Below are 16,278 nucleotides of genomic sequence, written 5' to 3' on the forward strand. Positions count from 1 at the left end.
CCTCGTCAGGAGTAATCTGCCCACAAACTAACTCGCATAAACTGGCGCGTGCCGGATCGCCCAGGGCTGGGCCTGTTCGAGCTCATAAGCGAGCGCGTAGAGCACCCCCTCACCGCCTTTTGCCGCCGCGAACTGGCTTCCGACGGGAAGCCCGCTCTTGCTCATGCCGAGGGGAACGGACATGGCGGGTGTTCCGGCGACATTGTGGATGGGCGTGTAACCCACATAATGGATCGTGCGCTCGTAGAGTGTGTCGAAGGAGACCGTCGGGGCCTGTTCGCCGAGCTTCGGCGCGGGAGCGGCCAGCACCGGCGTCAGCCACGTATCGTAGCGGGACATAAAGGCGTCGGTCTTCGCTTCGGCTTCCTTGAAATAGGCGAGCGCCTTGTCGAAAGCGCCCTTGGGTTTCTTCGCGAAGAACTCGGCGAGGCCGAGCGTCCAGGGCTCCAGCACGCTATCGGGCTTGAGCCCCTTGCTCTTCGCAAGTCCGACGAGGTTTGCGGGGCCCGAGGACCAGACCGTCAGGAAGGCGTCGATAAATTCTTCACCGTGGAGCGGGTTCTTCGCCTCGACGATCAGATGACCGAGGTCGCTGCAAAGGTTCGCCGTCGCGTCGATCGCGGCCTTCACGTCCGGATGCGGCTCATTCCCGAAATAGTCCTGCGTTCCGAAGGCGATAGTGAGGCGCTTTTTCGAGGGCCCCGTCACGAAACCGACCGACTTCAACAGCGCGTCGGGCGCACGATTTTCGGAAAGCGAGAAGACCATCGCGCTGTCGCGCACCGTGCGGCTGACGCAATTCTCGACGCCGATGTCACCGGGCATCGGCGGCCTGCCGAGGATCATGCGTCCGCGTGAAGGCTTCAGGCCGAAGACGCCGCAGTTCGAGGCCGGGATGCGGATCGATCCGCCGCCGTCCGACGCATGCGCGACCGGCAACATGCCCGAAGCAACGGCCGCCGCCGCGCCGCCCGACGAGCCGCCGGTCGAATGGTCGAGGTTCCAGGGATTGTGGCAAGCGCCAAGCAGCAGCGACTCGGTCGTCGCGAGAAGGCCAAATTCCGGCGTGTTGGTCTTGCCAAGCACGACCGCGCCCGCCTCGACCGCCTTTTCGGGTACACCGTCAGTCTTTTCCGAAACATGTTTCGCGAAAAGCCGCGAACCCGAGGTGCGGCGCTCACCCGCGAAATCGTCGAGATCCTTGATGAGATAGGGAACGCCGGAAAGCGGGCTGTCCGGAAGCTTACCCTTCGCCACATCGCGGGCCTTGTCGAAGAACTCCGTCACCACCGCATTGACCTTGGGATTGACGGCCTCAATGCGGGCGATCGCGGCATCGACCAGTTCGAGTGCGGTCACCTCCTTCTTGCGAACGAGTTCGGCCTGCGCCATCGCGTCGAGGCCGATGAAGCTCTCCTTGGCGACGAGTTGAGTCGACCGGAGGCTGGCTCCAGCGACCAACGCCGCCGTGGCAGCGGCCCCCAGAAACGAACGGCGGCTGAGCTTGATGGTCATGTTTTCTCCCGGGAACTCGTTTGATTTGGTTCGCTCATCATACCGATACAGATTTCCTCTAAAATGGGATAAGATTGGCATTCTTATTCTATAAATTAGAACATTCATGCACCCGAACCTTCTCGACCAACTCGAAGTCTTTCTCGCCGTGGCGGAGACCGGCAGTTTTTCAGGCGCCGCGAAGCGCCTGGGCCGCGCTGTCTCGGCGGTGAGCTATGCAATCACCAATCTCGAGAGCGAGCTGCGCGTTGAAGTCTTCGACCGCTCCGGCTACAAGCCCGAACTCACTGGGGCAGGCCGAGCCGTTCTGTCCGACGCCGAGATCATCTTCCGCCGCGTCGACCGGCTGAAGGCGCGGACCGCGGCGCTGCGCGAGCGGGCTGAGGTAGAGCTTTCCATTGTCGCCGATGCCGAATTCGACGTATCGACGCTTGCCCGGGCAGCAGGCCTCTTCCATCAGGAAATGCCCCATGTAGGCCTCCGTTTTTCGACGGACCATGCCGAGAACATCCTTGCGCGCATTGGCGAGGGACAGGCGCAGATCGGTATTCTCGGCCTCTTTTCGGGATTCAAGGGCAAGAAGCTCGACGGCCGCGAGATCGCGGCCTGGCCGAAACGGATCGTCGCTGCCCCATTCCACCCGCTCGCAAAGCTGAATGCGCCCTTCCCTCTCATCGCGCTCGACGACCATCGCCAGATCGTGCTCGCCGCCCATGAGAAAGAAGCCAGCAGCCTCGACTACAAGGTCCATACAACCGATTTCTGGATTGCGGACGGCCAGGGAATGATGCTGGCGCTGCTGCGCGAAGGGCTCGGCTGGGCTTTTGCGATCGAGCATATGGTCGCCGACGACATCGCCCGCGGGCAGCTCGTTGCGCTCCGCTGTTCGGGCGTGAACAACCCGCCACTCCAGCGTTTCGCCGCCGTATGGGCGGTGAAGACCCCACCTGGCCCGGCTGCCCAGCATTTCGTCGATTGCCTGGCAGGCACAGGCCACCGGATCGGGGAGCTTCAGCCACGCTATTGAGCCCATGAGGGCCATCTGTTAAACCCTCGGCTTCTCAAGCACTTATATTTACGAGGCGGCCCATGATCCCCCGCTATTCGCGGCCCGAAATGGTTTCTATCTGGACCCCGGAGACGAAGTTCCGGATCTGGTTCGAGATCGAGGCGCACGCCTGCGACGCGCTGGCGGAACTGGGCGTCATTCCCAAGGAGGCCGCGAAGAAGATCTGGGATCTCGGCGGTAAGGCCGAATTCAACGTCGAGCGCATCGACGAGATCGAGCGCGAGGTGAAGCACGACGTCATCGCCTTCCTGACGCATCTCGCCGAATTCATCGGCCCGGAATCGCGCTTCGTCCATCAAGGCATGACCTCGTCGGACGTGCTCGACACCTGCCTCAATGTGCAGCTGGTCCGCGCCGCCGACCTGTTGCTGAAGGACATGGACGGCCTCCTCGCCGCCATCAAGCGCCGCGCCTTCGAATACAAGGACACGCCGACCATCGGCCGCAGCCACGGCATCCATGCCGAGCCGACGACCTTCGGCATCAAGCTCGCACAGGCCTATGCCGAGTTCTCACGCTGCCGCGAGCGCCTTGTTCATGCCCGGAAGGAAGTCGCAACCTGCGCCATCTCCGGCGCCGTCGGCACCTTCGCCAATATCGACCCGCGCGTCGAAGAGCATGTGGCCGAAAAGCTCGGCCTTGAGCCGGAGCCCGTCTCGACGCAGGTGATCCCGCGCGACCGCCACGCCATGTATTTCGCCACGCTCGGCGTCGTCGCCTCCTCGATCGAGCGGCTGGCGACCGAGATCCGCCACCTGCAGCGCTCGGAAGTGCTGGAAGCCGAGGAATATTTCTCGGAAGGCCAGAAGGGCTCGTCGGCCATGCCGCACAAGCGCAATCCGGTACTGACCGAAAACCTGACCGGCCTTGCTCGCCTCGTGCGCGGCATGGCGATTCCGGCGATGGAAAACGTCGCCCTCTGGCATGAGCGCGACATCTCGCACTCGTCCGTCGAACGCATGATCGGCCCGGACGCGACGGTGACGCTCGACTTCGCCCTCGTCCGCCTCACCGGCGTCATCGACAAGCTGCTCGTCTACCCCGAGAACATGCAGAAGAACCTCGACAAGCTCGGTGGCCTCGTCCATTCGCAGCGCGTGCTGCTGGCCCTGACGCAGAAGGGCGTGAGCCGCGAGGACAGCTATCGCCTCGTCCAGCGCAACGCCATGCCGGTCTGGCGCGGCGAAGGAAACTTCCTCGAGCTCCTCAAGGCCGACAAGGACGTTTCCGCCAAGCTTTCGGCCAAGGAACTCGAAGACCTCTTCGACCTCGGCTACCACACCAAGCATGTCGACACGATCTTCGCCCGCGTCTTCGGCAAGGATGCAGTCGCCAAAGGTTGACGGCGACTTTCACCGCTCCGTCACGAAGTCGCCTATACTGGATTTATCGATATTCATTTCGAGGATCCAGTCATGCTTCGTACCGCTTTCGACGGCTCGCGCCGCCGCCGGATTTATGTGTTTCGCCACGGCGACGTTTCCTATGTGGACGATCAGGGCAACCGGGTCGCGGATTCGACCATCGTTCCGCTGACCGCCTGGGGCCGCGAACAGGCGGCGCTGACCGGCAAGGCGCTGGCCAATATCCCCTTCGACCGCGCCGTCGTGTCGAGCTTCCCGCGCTCGGTCGAAACGGCGAGCCTCATCCTTCAGGGCCGGGATATCGAGATCGAGCAGGACCCGGCCTTTGTGGAATTCCAGGGCGACAGTGCCGCCCGCGGCGCCATCACCGACCTCAACGATCTCGCCTATGCCTTCCGCCACGCAGCCGTTCCCGGCGCACGCTATGTCGGCGGCGACAGCTTTGAGGAGGTGAACGACCGCGTGGTCACGGCGCTGGAGCGCGTGCTGGCCGAGCCGGAGTGGGAAACGCTCGCCCTCGTCGCCCATGGCGGCATCAACCGCCTCGTTCTCGGCTGGGCCTTCGGGACAGGGCTTGCCGTTTTCTCGTCGATTGACCAGCACACCTGCTGCTTCAACATCATCGACGTCGATGTGCATCCCGAGACGAATGAGGTGGTTCGCAAAACGGTCCGCGCGATGAATGTGACGACTTACGACGTCGCCAAGGAAGGCAATCACCTTCTCTCGCTGGAGCAGATCGCGGCGCGGATGCAGAAGAAAATTCTCGCCTGAGAAATCTCGCCGGATAGTCCTTCTCCTTGAAACGGGGGAGATATCGACGATCTATGACGACGCGGCGGAACGGATTGCGGCGCGCAAGGAGACCCGCGCGCCTGATCCGTGTGCAGCCCTTTCGCCGGATGTGAAGACGGCCTTGCCGTCATGCGTTTCGTCGACGCAGCCGTGCGCTCGTCGAAAGCGAAGACCGCGTGGACCTCACCAGCCTTAGATTACTTCGCGTCAGGCAGCGCATAGGCGATCACATAGTCGCCGAGCTTCGTTCCGGAGCGCGCGTGTCCGCCCGCGGCGATGACGACATACTGCCTGCCCTTCCATGCATAGGACATGGGCGTCGCCTGCCCCCCCGCGGGCAGGCGGCCTTTCCAGAGCTCCTTGCCGCTCTCGATGTCGAAGGCGCGCAGATAATTGTCCATCGTCGCGCCGATGAAGACGAGGCCGGTCTTCGTCGTCAGCGGACCGCCGCAATTCGGTACACCCCATTCGAGCGGCAGCGGCACGGGCGCCAGGTCGCGGATGGTGCCGAACGGGTGGTTCCATTTGATCGTACCGTCGTTCAGATCGACCGCGACCAGCGTGCCCCATGGCGGCGGCGTGCAGGGAAGTCCGAGCGGTGACAGGAAGAGATCGCGCTCCATGCCGTAGGGCGCGCCCTCCTGCGGCGAGATTTCCGCCTTCAGGTCCGCCGCCCTGCGCGCCCTGTATTCAGCGGCCGGAAAGAGCGTGACGATGTGGCCGGCGCGATTGACGTTGATGATCGCGATCTTGCGAACGGGATCGAAGGACATGCCGCCCCAGTTCGCACCGCCACCCGTGAAAGGATAGATCAGTGTGCCCTGCGTCGATGGCGGCGTGAAAAGACCGTCGCTTCGCACCCTGTCGAGCTTCGCGTTGCACGCGCGCTTGTCGAACCAGGCGACGCCCCAGGCGCCACCCTTCTCGAGCTTCTGCGGCACGAGCGCGGGCGGCTTCACAGGGAAAGGCTGCGTCGGCGACAGCGCCTCGCCCGCGACGGCACTTTGCGGCACGGGTCTTTCCTCGACGCCGAAGAAAGGTTTACCGGTGTCGCGTTCGAGCACGAACATGAAGCCGGTCTTCGTCACCTGGATGACGACATCGACGGGCTTGTCGTCACGCGTCAGCGTCGCGAGCGTCGGCTGCGCAGGAAGATCGTAGTCCCAGACGTCGTGATGCACGGTCTGGAAACTCCAGACGACCTCGCCCGTCTCAGCCTTCAGCGCGACGACGGAATCCGCGTAGTCGTTGTTGCCCTTGCGCAGGCCACCGAAGAAATCCGGGCTCGGGCTTGATGTCGGCAGAAAGACGAGCCCACGCGTCTCGTCGACCGAGATCGGCGCCCAGACATTCGCCTGCCCCGTATGCTCGGCCGCGCCGGCGGGCCAGCTTCCCGGTTTTTCGGCGGAACCGCGCGCGACAGGATCGAAGCCCCATTTCAACGCACCCGTTCGCGCATCGAAGGCCCGCACGGTGCCCTTCGGCGCATCGACGCGACGGTTGTCGCTGATCGAGGATCCGACGATCACCGTATCGCGCGCGACGACCGGCGGCGAGGTCATCTGAAATTCGCCGGGCCAGACGAGCGCCCTGTCGGCACCTGCATCCACTATGCCCAGCTTCGCCATGTCACGGCCGAAGCCCGTGCAGGGCTTGCCGCTCCGCGCGTCGAGCGCGATGAGGCGTCCATCCACGGTTCCCATGAAGATTCGGGTTGCGCAGGCGCGATCCGCCGAGGCCTTTGCGACCTCCCAATAGGCGACGCCGCGGCAGACATACTGGTTGCCGGGTTTGCGATCGAGGGCGACATGCGGATCGTAGCTCCAGCGCTGCGCGCCCGTTGCCGGATCGAGCGCGATGATGCGATTGAATGGTGTGCAAAAGATCAGGCTGCCGCCGACGAGGATCGGCGTTCCCTCGAAGGCGTAGCGCTTCTTCACCTCGTCCGACTTGTCCACGAGTTCCCCAGTCTGAAAGCGCCAGGCCTCGCCGAGACCACCGACATTGGCGGGCGTGATGGCGTCAGCCTCGACATGGCGCTGGCCGCCTGCGTCGCCGCCGTAATGGTCCCACTCCTCGGACCTTGCGCCAAAAGCCCCGTAGAAGAGGAAGGCTGCACCGAGCCCCATCCATCCCGCGAATTTTCTCATTCTTTGCCTCCCTGCAAAGCTTGATGAATGAACCATTCATTCATATTATGTCGAGGTGAGGATGAAAAGCGAGTCGAAATGCAGAAGACTGAAATGCGGCGGCGGAAAGTACGACCGAACACCGAGCGCTTCGAGCAGATCGCCGAAGCGGCCATCGCCTGTTTCAGTGAACTCGGCTACCGGCGCACCCAGGTTGCCGACATCGCAAAACAGACGGGGGCCGCCGCCGGCACGCTTTATCTTTATGCTGAGAGCAAGGAAGCCCTGCTTCATCTCGCCATCATGCGGCTCTGCGGGCTCCCGTTCGAAGGGCTAGCCGCGCCGCTTCCCACGCCGCCCATCGGCGAAACCGTAGCCCTCCTTCGCACCGCCGTGGGACAGCGCATCCGCTGGCCGGCGCTGGATGCGGCACTCGCCCGCCCCTCCGCGCGGACGCGGCAGGACCTCACGGCGATCGGACTCGAACTCTACGATACCCTCGCGGCGGAGCGCCGGGCGATCTGGCTGATCGACCGCTGCTCGCTCGACATCCCGGAACTGGGGGAGCTTCACCGCGACATCATGCACGGCGGCTATCTTTCGGCGCTGATCCGGCTTCTCGAAAAACAAAGTGACTGGCCAACAGAGCGTATCGCCATCGCCGTCCGCGCCGCACTGGAAATGGTCGCCTGGACCGCCATGCATCGCCGTCGCGGCGACCGTCTTCATACCGACGGCATCACGCCGGCGAACGAATCTGAGATCAGGGATGTCGCGACGCGCTGTTTCGCGGCAGCACTGACCGTCGTGTCGGATTAGCGAGTCGGCTCAGCGACTCAGGCCAAGCCGCTGGAAAGCTTCAGCCTTCCGTCTGAATCTGACGCACAGCCTCAGCCAGCAGATCGTCCATGACGCGACGGATTTCGTGATCCGACTGTTCGACGCCGCGCTGGTCGAAATCGCCGCGCAGCTTGCGGAACACATCCTCCTCGCCCGCTTCCTGCAGGTCCGAGACCACCACTTCCTTCGCATAGGCGTCGGCTTCCGCACCCTTCAAGCCGAAGAGTTCAGCGGCCCAGAGGCCCAGAAGCTTGTTCCGACGGGCAGTCGCCTTGAATTTCAGCTGAGCATCGTGGGCAAACTTGCTCTCGAAAGCTTCTTCGCGCTTGTCGAAGGTAGACATGGGCTAACCGCTCCAAAGGAATGCCGACGCGCCAGATCAATCCACGGGCCGCGCGGCGAGGCCGAAAACGAGGCTTAGGCATAACCGCGAGCGGGCCTCAAATCAACCGTCCTCGTCCGCTTGAGGCAGATATGCGACGAATTGGGTAAGTATCTGATTTAACGTCACAAAAATGAGGCGGTAAAGACCGGCGCAGTTCCATTGTATCCCCGGGGGCCATAGAGTAACTTGCGCGCGAGCCACAGGGGCGATTCCTGCTCTCTCCGCGCATCCCGGTTTAGCGGGACCGATCAGCACTTCCGCCCCGTTACGGGCAACCGATTGGATTTCATGACATGAGCCGCCGCAGACGCGTTTACGAAGGCAAGGCCAAGGTTTTGTATGAGGGGCCCGAGCCGGGCACGCTCATCCAGCACTTCAAGGACGACGCGACCGCCAACAACAACCAGAAGCATGCGACGATCGAGGGCAAGGGCGTCCTCAACAACCGCATCTCGGAATTCATCTTCACGAAGCTCAACGACATCGGGGTGCCGACACACTTCATCCGATCCATCAACATGCGCGAGCAACTGATCCGCGAGGTTGAGATCATCCCCTGCGAGGTCGTGGTGCGCAACGTGGCTGCGGGCTCGCTGACCAAGCGTCTTGGCATCGACGAGGGGACGCCGCTCCCCCGCTCGATCATCGAATTCTATTACAAGAACGACGAACTCGGCGATCCGATGGTCTCCGAGGAACACATCACGGCCTTCGGCTGGGCGACGCCCCAGGAGATCGATGACATGATGGCGCTCGCGCTGCGCATCAACGATTTCATGGCCGGCCTGTTCCTTGGGATCGGCATACGCCTCGTCGACTTCAAGGTCGAGTTCGGCCGCCTCTATGAAGGCGATATGGTTCGCGTGGTTCTGGCCGATGAGATCAGCCCGGACAGCTGCCGCCTCTGGGACATGCGCACCAACGACAAGCTCGACAAGGACCGTTTCCGCCACGACATGGGCGGCCTCATCGAAGCCTATCAGGAAGTCGCGCGCCGGCTCGGCATCCTGTTCGAGAACGAGCCCAAGCGACGCGGCCCCACACTCGTTAAATGATGCCCCCATTCGGGGTTTTGCTTGAGAGAGACTTACATATGAAGGCCCGTATCAAGGTCATGTTGAAGAACGGTGTGCTTGACCCGCAGGGAAAGGCCATTGAGCACGCGCTCGGCTCGCTCGGTTTTCCCGGTGTCGCAAGTGTGCGTCAAGGCAAGCTCTTCGAGGTTGAACTCGCGGAGACGGACCCGGCCAAGGCCCGCGCCGCGATCGAGGAAATGAGCAAGAAGCTGCTCGCCAATACCGTGATCGAGAACTACGCGATCGAACTCGACGAGAAGTAAGCATGAAATCCGCCGTCATCGTCTTTCCAGGATCGAACCGCGAGCGCGACATGCTCTACGCGCTTGAGAAGATCACCGGCGAGAAGCCCATCCCCGTCTGGCACACCGAGACGGAGCTGCCCAAGGTTGACCTCGTGGTTCTGCCGGGCGGCTTCTCCTATGGCGACTATCTGCGCACCGGCGCCATCGCGGCGCGGGCCGCCATCATGGACGATGTCCGCAAGAAGGCCGATCAGGGCGTCCATGTACTGGGCGTCTGCAACGGCTTCCAGATCCTTTGCGAGGCAGGCCTCCTTCCCGGCATCCTCGTCCGCAACAACCACCTTAAATTCGTCTGCCGCAACGTGAAGCTCGAGGTCGCCAATGCGCAGACGGACTTCACGCGCAAATACGCGCAAGGCCAGGTCTGGCGCTGCCCGGTCGCGCATGGCGACGGCAACTACTTCACCGATGCCGAAACGCTTGCCCGCATCGAAGGCGAGAACCGGGTCGTTTTCCGCTATGCCGAGGGCACGAACCCCAATGGCTCGCTCAACGATATCGCCGGCATCATCAATGATCGCGGCAACGTCATGGGGCTGATGCCGCATCCCGAAAATGAAATCGAGCCGCTTAATGGCGGCACTGAAGGGCGCAATCTCTTCGAAAGCGTGCTGGAGGCGGTTGCGTGATTCCCAACGACACCAAGATCACCCCGGAACTCATCGCCGAACACGGCCTGAAGCCCGATGAATATCAGCGCATTCTCGACCTTATCGGCCGCGAACCGACGCTGACCGAACTCGGCATCTTCTCCGCGATGTGGAACGAGCACTGCTCCTACAAATCGTCGAAGAAGTGGCTCCGCACGCTCCCCACCACCGGCCCGCGCGTCATCTGCGGTCCCGGCGAGAATGCGGGCGTCGTCGACATCGGCGACGGTCAAGCGATCATCTTCAAGATGGAAAGCCACAACCACCCCTCCTACATCGAGCCCTATCAGGGTGCGGCGACGGGCGTGGGCGGCATTCTGCGCGATGTCTTCACCATGGGTGCGCGGCCCATCGCGGCGCTGAACGCGCTGCGCTTCGGCGCGCCGGATCATCCGCGCACACGCCACACGGTTTCGGGCGTCGTGGCGGGCGTCGGCGGCTACGGCAATTCCTTCGGTGTGCCTACCATCGGCGGCGAAGTGAATTTCGACGAGAGCTATAACGGCAACTGCCTGGTCAACGCCTTCGCGGCGGGCCTCGCGGATACCGACAAGATCTTCTATTCGCAGGCCAAGGGCGTCGGCCTTCCGATCGTCTATCTCGGCTCCAAGACCGGCCGCGACGGCATTCACGGCGCGACCATGGCGTCGGCCGAATTCGGCGAGGACTCCGAGGAGAAGCGCCCCACCGTGCAGATCGGCGACCCCTTCTCCGAGAAGCTCCTGCTCGAAGCCTGCCTTGAGCTCATGGCGTCGGGCGCGGTTATAGCCATTCAGGACATGGGCGCTGCTGGCCTCACCTGCTCGGCGGTTGAAATGGGCGCCAAGGGCGACCTCGGCGTCGAACTCGATCTCGACAAGGTGCCCTGCCGCGAAGCCGGCATGACCGCCTATGAAATGATGCTGTCGGAAAGCCAGGAGCGCATGCTCATGGTGCTCGACCCCGCGCGGGAAAAGGACGCCGAGGCGATCTTCCGCAAATGGGGCCTCGACTTTGCTGTCATCGGCAAGACGACGGATGACCTGCGCTTCCTCATCAAACAGCACGGCCAGGTCATGGCCAATCTGCCGATCAAGGAGCTTGGTGACCAGGCGCCGGAATATGACCGCCCCTGGGTGCCGACACCGAAGCCCGCAAGCCTTGCGCCTTCCGACGTGCCTGCGCCCAACGATCTCGCCGAAGTGCTGGTGAAGATCGTCGGCTCGCCCGACCAGTGCTCGCGCCGCTGGGTCTGGGAACAGTACGACCACCTCATTCAGGGCAACACGGCCATCGGACCGGGCGGCGACGCCGCCGTGATCCGCGTCGGTCATTCGGGCAAGGCGCTCGCCTTCACGCTCGATGTGAGCCCGCGCTACTGCGCCGCCGATCCGCAAGAGGGCGGCAAGCAGGCCGTTGCCGAATGCTGGCGCAACCTCACTGCCGTCGGCGCGGAACCGCTCGCCATCACCGACAACCTGAATTTCGGCAATCCCGAAAAGCCGGAAATCATGGGCCAGTTCGTCGGCTGCATTCAGGGCATCGGCGAAGCCTGCCGCGCGCTCGACTTCCCTGTCGTCTCCGGCAACGTGTCGCTCTACAACGAGACCAACGGCAAGGGCATCCTGCCGACCCCCGCCATCGGCGGCGTTGGTCTGCTGCCCGATATGGCGAAGCGCGCCACAGTCGCCTTCAAGGCGGAAGGCGAAGCGATCGTCGTTATCGGCGAGACCAGGGGCCATCTCGGCCAAAGCATCTATCTGCGCGACATCCTCGCGCGGCGCGAGGGCTCGCCCCCGCCGGTCGACCTCAGTGTCGAACGCCGCAATGGCGACTTCGTCCGTGCCGAGATCCGTTCGGAAGCTCTCACTGCCGTCCATGACGTCTCGGATGGCGGCCTCTATCTTGCGCTCGCCGAAATGGCGATGGCGGGCGACATCGGCGCCAAGGTCGATGCGCCGAAGGATATCCCGCTCCATGCCTGGGCTTTCGGCGAGGATCAGGGGCGCTATGTCGTCACCCTGCCCGAAGCCGCGGCCAAGGGCTTGCTGGACCGCGCAGCCAAGGCCGGTGTGCCTGCCGCCCGCATCGGTGCGACGGCTGGCCGCGAATTGACACTGGACGGTTGCAATCCCATATCATTGCAACGGCTCAAGGATGCCCATGAGGGCTGGCTGCCTGCCTATATGGCGGCGGCGCCTGCGGAAGCCCTTTGAGGCCCTGAAACCGGGAGTGTCTACGGCATGGCGATGAGTGCGAGCGATATCGAACGTCTGATCAAGGAAGCGCTTCCGGACGCCTTGGTCGATATTCGCGACCTCGCAGGCGACGGCGACCATTATGCGGCCAACGTCATTTCGGCGGCCTTCAAGGGCAAGACGCGCGTTCAGCAGCACCAGATGGTCTACAACGCGCTGAAGGGCGGCATGGGCAATGAGCTTCATGCCCTTGCCCTGCAGACCTCCGTTCCGGAAAACTGAACAAACCCATTAGCAAAGAGCGACGCTTCACGAGCGCGCGGAAGGACATCAGATGAGCGACAATCCGGTCTTCGACCGCATCCGTCAGGAAGTCGAGAGTAACGACGTGGTTCTCTTCATGAAAGGCACGCCCGTCTTTCCGCAGTGCGGCTTCTCCAATGCGGTCGTTCAGGTGCTGACCTATCTCAACGTCCCCTTCAAGGGCGTCAACGTGCTTGAAGATGCGGACATCCGTCAGGGCATCAAGGACTTCTCCGACTGGCCGACGATCCCGCAGCTCTATGTGAAGGGCGAATTCGTCGGCGGTTGCGACATCGTCCGCGAGATGTTCGAGCAGGGGGAACTCCGCGAGTTCCTCGCCCAGAAAGGCATCGAGACCGAAGCCGCCTGATCGGCGTTTCATCCGAAGAATATGGAGGCCGCGCGAAAACGCGGCCTTCTCCATTTTCGCGCCCTATTCGGAGGCTGCTGGCAGTTCGATATCGACCTTGAGGCCGCCGCCCTCCCGATCGCCAAGCGTAATCTTGCCCTTATGGTGGCGAACCACATCGGCGACGATGGCAAGCCCGAGCCCGAAACCACCTGCGTCGAGATTGCGCGCAGTATCGAGGCGATAAAACGCCTCCAGAACGGCCTCGCGCTGCGCCGCCGGAATACCCGGCCCCCGATCCTCGACCAGAAGCCGGACGATTCCACCTTCGCGCGACAAGGTTACATCCGCCTCGCCGCCATATTTGAGCGCGTTGGAAATGAGGTTCGCAAGCGCCCTGCCAAGCGCCGCTTCCTTGCCGCACACCGATACCGGCCCATCCGGCAAATGTAGCCTGAGCTTCGCCTCCGGCACGCCCGTCGCCTCGACGGCGCGGCGCGCTACCGGCGCGAGATCGACGACATCTAATTCCTCGCCGTTGTTGTCCAGTCTGGCGAGCGTCAGCGTGTCGTTCATCAGCCCGCTCATATCCTCGATATCCCGGATGGCGCGCTCACGCTGGTCTTCATCCGCGATGAACTCGGCGCGAAGCCGAAGCCGCGTGAGATAGGTGCCAAGATCGTGGCTGATCGCAGCCATCATCCGTGTACGTCCTTCGACGAGATCGCGAATACGTCCCTGCATCCGGTTGAAGGCGAGGATCAGACGCCGAACGTCGCTAGCGCCCTCCTCCTCGATCGGTGCCCGGTCGAGGCTCGTGCCGAACTGGTCTACGGCGGCTGCTAGCTTCTGGATCGGCCGTATCTGCCGCTGCACGGCCCAAAGCGAGGCCGCACCGACAAGGAGCGTCACGACAAGAACCATGAGCGCCATGCGGAAGCCGGTGAAACGCATGAGCACGGAGCTGCGGAAGTCGATGGTAAGGCTGCGGCCATCCCTCAGCTCCACGACGAGACGCATGGGATGCATCGCCAGGAACCTTCCGCCGCGCAGGTTCACTACGTCGGAGCAAGGGCCCTCGGACACATCGACCATGGCCCGCACTTTCCGCCCGCCCAAGGCGCGGAGATAGCCGGCCACAAGCCGCGTCATCAAAGGCATGGAGACGGTGCCATCGCTATCCGGCTCCTTCGCGCTGACGGCGACGCGGACATAGGAGGAATTCAAAGCCGTCAGGAGCCGCGGCAGATCCGCCTCGGGCGTCTTTTCCACCACCTCGACGATCGCGACGACCTGATTGGGCACCGGCAGAGGCAGGCCGCTGCCAAGTGTGTCCTGCCATTGCGCAAAATAGATCGCAAAGCCTGCCGCAACCATTACGACGATTGCCATGGCAACAATCAGGCAGATGCGGAGGAGGAGCCCGCGCATGGCTCAAACCCTCTCGGCCGGCACCGCGAGCATATAGCCCACGTTGCGCACGGTCTTTATGTAAGCGGGCAGCGAGGCGTCGTCTTCGATCTTGCGCCGAAGCCGCGACATGGCGACGTCGATCGACCGATCGAATGCCTCCCAGCTGCGTCCCCGCGTCATGTCCATCAACTGGTCACGCGAGAGCAGACGCTGCGGATGATGGACGAGGACGGTGAGAAGATCGAAGTCCCCGGTCGAAAGCTGGAGTTCGACGCCATCACGGAAAAGTCGGCGCGCGCCGAGATCGAGAACAAATTCTCCGAAGCGCATGCGCTCACCCTCACCGCCATGAACAATAGCGGGCACCGTCCGTCGAAGGATCGAACGGATGCGCGCGAGCAACTCGCGCGGATTGAAGGGCTTGGCCATGTAGTCGTCGGCACCGAGCTCGAGGCCAATGATCTTGTCTATGTCGTCGCCCTTCGCCGTCAGGATGAGAATGGGCACATTGCTCCGCGCCCGCAGGCGCCGGCAGATCGACAGCCCGTCCTCGCCCGGCAGCATCAGATCGAGAATGATGAGATCGGCATGCTTTTCGAGAAGCGCGCGATCCATCTCGACGCCACTGCGCGCAAGCCGCACGTCGAAGCCTTCTTTCACGAGGAAGGCTTTGACGAGTTCCCCGACCTCCCGGTCGTCCTCGACGATGACGATGCCCGATATGTGTGCCGATGCGTTCATGGCTCTTTTTTGCGCCGAAGCCGGAGCTACCACAAGCGCCGTTACCTTTGGTTACAAAGGGTAACGGGCCGGAAATGGCCGCGAAACAGTGACCTTCCAAACTGCAAGTGTCGCAGGGGCGATCGCCCGGCAGCCAGTATGGAGGAACGCTATGAAATCTTTCCTGACATCCGCAACCGGCCGGAAGACCCTTCTGACCTTCGCCGGGCTCGCCCTGCTGAAGACGCTGGTGGTCGTCGGCGCCGCCGGCCTCTTCTTCGTAGCACCCAACGCCGAGGCCGACGACGACATCGCCATGCTGCGCGGCGCCGACGGCAATGGCGACAAGGCGGTGACCATCGACGAGGCGCGCGCTGCCTTCGAAGCTCAGTTCAAGAAGCTGGACAAGAACGCCGACGGTGTCGTGAGCCGCGACGAATATGTCGAGGCGCGTCTCGCGGCGCTCTCCGAATACGACACCAACAATGACGGCAAGATCACCCGCGACGAGGTCCGCGCCCGCATGAGGGCGCGCGTCTCTGCCACCCGCTAAAGCCCCCCGCTCCAACCCGTGAAAGATCACCCCATGAACAGCAGATTTCTCCGCATTGCCGGCATCGCTCTCGCCGCCGGCCTCGCACTCACCTCATTCACCAATGCTGCCTCAGCGCGCGAACGTCTCCGGAACGGCTCAGCTACCGGCACCCAGGGCGGCACGGCGCAATGGTCCAAAGGTGTCGAGCGCAGCCCCGGTCATCGTTCGGTCGACCGCTCGCGCAACGTGACCGGGCCCGAGGGCCGCTCGGCCAGCATGAATGCCGAACATGGCTGCACGGAAGGCGCAGGCTGCAGCCGTTCCATCGATCGCACGGGGCCGAACGGAAACACCTACAGCCATGACAGCTCGACGACCCGCAATCCCGACGGCAGCGTTTCGCACACCGCCGCCACCAGCGGTCCACAGGGTGGCAGCGGCAGCACCACGAGCAATTTCGCCCGCACCGAGGACGGGGCGAGCTGGTCGCGCAACAAGGAAGGAACGGGGCCCAACGGAAACTCGGCCAGCGTCGATGCCAGCGGCCAATGCGAGTCCGGCCAATGCGGCAGCGAGGTGACACGGACGACACCAAACGGCGGCAGCACGGTATCCCGCTGGGTGACCGTCGAATAACGAAATCCGCGCCCCCC

At 63.1% G+C, this 16,278-nt stretch carries 17 protein-coding genes; 12 read left to right on the top strand and 5 right to left on the bottom strand.

Features of this window, described 5'->3' with window-relative positions:
- Nucleotides 1-27 precede the first annotated feature (27 nt).
- Nucleotides 28-1,515 carry an amidase gene (locus tag F2P47_RS13715; protein WP_152216947.1) on the bottom strand — a complete coding sequence of 496 codons (1,488 nt, stop codon included), beginning with the start codon at nucleotides 1,513-1,515 and terminating at the stop codon, nucleotides 28-30.
- 106 nt (nucleotides 1,516-1,621) lie between these two features.
- On the opposite strand from F2P47_RS13715, the gene F2P47_RS13720 reads away from it, so the two are divergent.
- From F2P47_RS13720 to F2P47_RS13730, 3 genes are all read left to right on the top strand, one after another.
- Complete coding sequence (locus F2P47_RS13720) at nucleotides 1,622-2,542, top strand: LysR family transcriptional regulator (protein ID WP_152216948.1); 921 nt, start codon at nucleotides 1,622-1,624, stop codon at nucleotides 2,540-2,542.
- Nucleotides 2,543-2,604: 62 nt separating this feature from the next.
- Nucleotides 2,605-3,927 (top strand): adenylosuccinate lyase, encoded by a 1,323-nt coding sequence (gene purB / locus F2P47_RS13725; protein ID WP_152216949.1) that lies wholly within the window; start codon nucleotides 2,605-2,607, stop codon nucleotides 3,925-3,927.
- A 72-nt stretch (nucleotides 3,928-3,999) separates the two neighbouring features.
- The gene (locus F2P47_RS13730) at nucleotides 4,000-4,722 is read left to right on the top strand and encodes a histidine phosphatase family protein (RefSeq protein ID WP_152216950.1); all 723 of its coding nucleotides are present in this window, start codon (nucleotides 4,000-4,002) and stop codon (nucleotides 4,720-4,722) included.
- A 218-nt stretch (nucleotides 4,723-4,940) separates the two neighbouring features.
- On the opposite strand, the gene F2P47_RS13735 is transcribed toward F2P47_RS13730, so the two are convergent.
- Entirely contained in the window at nucleotides 4,941-6,893 is a 1,953-nt protein-coding gene (locus F2P47_RS13735; RefSeq protein ID WP_246176902.1) for a pyrroloquinoline quinone-dependent dehydrogenase, read from the bottom strand.
- A gap of 78 nt (nucleotides 6,894-6,971) precedes the next feature.
- Between F2P47_RS13735 and F2P47_RS13740 the strand changes: the two genes are divergently transcribed.
- Nucleotides 6,972-7,691 carry a TetR/AcrR family transcriptional regulator gene (locus tag F2P47_RS13740; RefSeq protein WP_185681121.1) on the top strand — a complete coding sequence of 240 codons (720 nt, stop codon included), beginning with the start codon at nucleotides 6,972-6,974 and terminating at the stop codon, nucleotides 7,689-7,691.
- A gap of 40 nt (nucleotides 7,692-7,731) precedes the next feature.
- On the opposite strand, the gene F2P47_RS13745 is transcribed toward F2P47_RS13740, so the two are convergent.
- Nucleotides 7,732-8,055 carry a DUF1476 domain-containing protein gene (locus tag F2P47_RS13745; RefSeq protein ID WP_152216952.1) on the bottom strand — a complete coding sequence of 108 codons (324 nt, stop codon included), beginning with the start codon at nucleotides 8,053-8,055 and terminating at the stop codon, nucleotides 7,732-7,734.
- Nucleotides 8,056-8,390: 335 nt separating this feature from the next.
- On the opposite strand from F2P47_RS13745, the gene purC reads away from it, so the two are divergent.
- Genes purC through grxD form a run of 6 tightly spaced genes read left to right on the top strand, consistent with a single transcriptional unit; the run spans nucleotide 8,391 to nucleotide 12,978 of the window.
- Nucleotides 8,391-9,152, top strand: coding sequence for a phosphoribosylaminoimidazolesuccinocarboxamide synthase (gene purC, locus F2P47_RS13750; protein WP_152216953.1), 762 nt, complete (start codon nucleotides 8,391-8,393; stop codon nucleotides 9,150-9,152).
- Nucleotides 9,153-9,190: 38 nt separating this feature from the next.
- Nucleotides 9,191-9,436, top strand: coding sequence for a phosphoribosylformylglycinamidine synthase subunit PurS (gene purS / locus F2P47_RS13755; protein WP_152216954.1), 246 nt, complete (start codon nucleotides 9,191-9,193; stop codon nucleotides 9,434-9,436).
- 2 nt (nucleotides 9,437-9,438) lie between these two features.
- On the top strand, nucleotides 9,439-10,107 hold the full coding sequence (gene purQ, locus F2P47_RS13760) for a phosphoribosylformylglycinamidine synthase subunit PurQ (RefSeq protein ID WP_152216955.1): 669 nt from the start codon (nucleotides 9,439-9,441) through the stop codon (nucleotides 10,105-10,107).
- On the top strand, nucleotides 10,104-12,323 hold the full coding sequence (gene purL, locus F2P47_RS13765) for a phosphoribosylformylglycinamidine synthase subunit PurL (RefSeq protein ID WP_152216956.1): 2,220 nt from the start codon (nucleotides 10,104-10,106) through the stop codon (nucleotides 12,321-12,323). Before purQ ends, purL begins: the two co-directional genes overlap by 4 nt.
- Nucleotides 12,324-12,350: 27 nt before the next feature.
- On the top strand, nucleotides 12,351-12,587 hold the full coding sequence (locus tag F2P47_RS13770; RefSeq protein WP_152216957.1) for a BolA family protein: 237 nt from the start codon (nucleotides 12,351-12,353) through the stop codon (nucleotides 12,585-12,587).
- Nucleotides 12,588-12,639: 52 nt separating this feature from the next.
- A complete protein-coding gene (grxD, locus tag F2P47_RS13775; RefSeq protein WP_152216958.1) occupies nucleotides 12,640-12,978 on the top strand; it encodes a Grx4 family monothiol glutaredoxin in 339 nt (112 codons plus the stop codon).
- Nucleotides 12,979-13,041: 63 nt separating this feature from the next.
- Here grxD and F2P47_RS13780 read toward each other — a convergent pair whose 3' ends face one another.
- Both F2P47_RS13780 and F2P47_RS13785 read right to left on the bottom strand, forming a co-directional pair.
- Nucleotides 13,042-14,388, bottom strand: a complete 1,347-nt coding sequence (locus tag F2P47_RS13780; RefSeq protein WP_152216959.1) for an ATP-binding protein — start codon at nucleotides 14,386-14,388, stop codon at nucleotides 13,042-13,044.
- 3 nt (nucleotides 14,389-14,391) lie between these two features.
- Nucleotides 14,392-15,111, bottom strand: coding sequence for a response regulator (locus F2P47_RS13785; RefSeq protein WP_152216960.1), 720 nt, complete (start codon nucleotides 15,109-15,111; stop codon nucleotides 14,392-14,394).
- Nucleotides 15,112-15,262: 151 nt separating this feature from the next.
- On the opposite strand from F2P47_RS13785, the gene F2P47_RS13790 reads away from it, so the two are divergent.
- Nucleotides 15,263-15,643, top strand: a complete 381-nt coding sequence (locus tag F2P47_RS13790; protein WP_152216961.1) for an EF-hand domain-containing protein — start codon at nucleotides 15,263-15,265, stop codon at nucleotides 15,641-15,643.
- Nucleotides 15,644-15,676: 33 nt separating this feature from the next.
- The gene (locus F2P47_RS13795; protein ID WP_152216962.1) at nucleotides 15,677-16,261 is read left to right on the top strand and encodes a hypothetical protein; all 585 of its coding nucleotides are present in this window, start codon (nucleotides 15,677-15,679) and stop codon (nucleotides 16,259-16,261) included.
- The last annotated feature ends 17 nt before the right edge of the window (nucleotides 16,262-16,278 follow it).

Source organism: Parvibaculum sedimenti, assembly GCF_009184905.1.
Lineage (GTDB): Bacteria > Pseudomonadota > Alphaproteobacteria > Parvibaculales > Parvibaculaceae > Parvibaculum > Parvibaculum sedimenti.

Excerpts from the sequence above, each read along its gene's own strand:
- F2P47_RS13715 (WP_152216947.1), bottom strand. The coding sequence starts at position 1,515 with ATGACCATCAAGCTCAGCCGCCGTTCGTTTCTGGGGGCCGCTGCCACG.
- F2P47_RS13720 (WP_152216948.1), top strand. The coding sequence starts at position 1,622 with ATGCACCCGAACCTTCTCGACCAACTCGAAGTCTTTCTCGCCGTGGCG.
- purB (WP_152216949.1), top strand. The coding sequence starts at position 2,605 with ATGATCCCCCGCTATTCGCGGCCCGAAATGGTTTCTATCTGGACCCCG.
- F2P47_RS13730 (WP_152216950.1), top strand. The coding sequence starts at position 4,000 with ATGCTTCGTACCGCTTTCGACGGCTCGCGCCGCCGCCGGATTTATGTG.
- F2P47_RS13735 (WP_246176902.1), bottom strand. The coding sequence starts at position 6,893 with ATGAGAAAATTCGCGGGATGGATGGGGCTCGGTGCAGCCTTCCTCTTC.
- F2P47_RS13740 (WP_185681121.1), top strand. The coding sequence starts at position 6,972 with ATGCAGAAGACTGAAATGCGGCGGCGGAAAGTACGACCGAACACCGAG.
- F2P47_RS13745 (WP_152216952.1), bottom strand. The coding sequence starts at position 8,055 with ATGTCTACCTTCGACAAGCGCGAAGAAGCTTTCGAGAGCAAGTTTGCC.
- purC (WP_152216953.1), top strand. The coding sequence starts at position 8,391 with ATGAGCCGCCGCAGACGCGTTTACGAAGGCAAGGCCAAGGTTTTGTAT.
- purS (WP_152216954.1), top strand. The coding sequence starts at position 9,191 with ATGAAGGCCCGTATCAAGGTCATGTTGAAGAACGGTGTGCTTGACCCG.
- purQ (WP_152216955.1), top strand. The coding sequence starts at position 9,439 with ATGAAATCCGCCGTCATCGTCTTTCCAGGATCGAACCGCGAGCGCGAC.
- F2P47_RS13770 (WP_152216957.1), top strand. The coding sequence starts at position 12,351 with ATGGCGATGAGTGCGAGCGATATCGAACGTCTGATCAAGGAAGCGCTT.
- grxD (WP_152216958.1), top strand. The coding sequence starts at position 12,640 with ATGAGCGACAATCCGGTCTTCGACCGCATCCGTCAGGAAGTCGAGAGT.
- F2P47_RS13780 (WP_152216959.1), bottom strand. The coding sequence starts at position 14,388 with ATGCGCGGGCTCCTCCTCCGCATCTGCCTGATTGTTGCCATGGCAATC.
- F2P47_RS13785 (WP_152216960.1), bottom strand. The coding sequence starts at position 15,111 with ATGAACGCATCGGCACACATATCGGGCATCGTCATCGTCGAGGACGAC.
- F2P47_RS13790 (WP_152216961.1), top strand. The coding sequence starts at position 15,263 with ATGAAATCTTTCCTGACATCCGCAACCGGCCGGAAGACCCTTCTGACC.
- F2P47_RS13795 (WP_152216962.1), top strand. The coding sequence starts at position 15,677 with ATGAACAGCAGATTTCTCCGCATTGCCGGCATCGCTCTCGCCGCCGGC.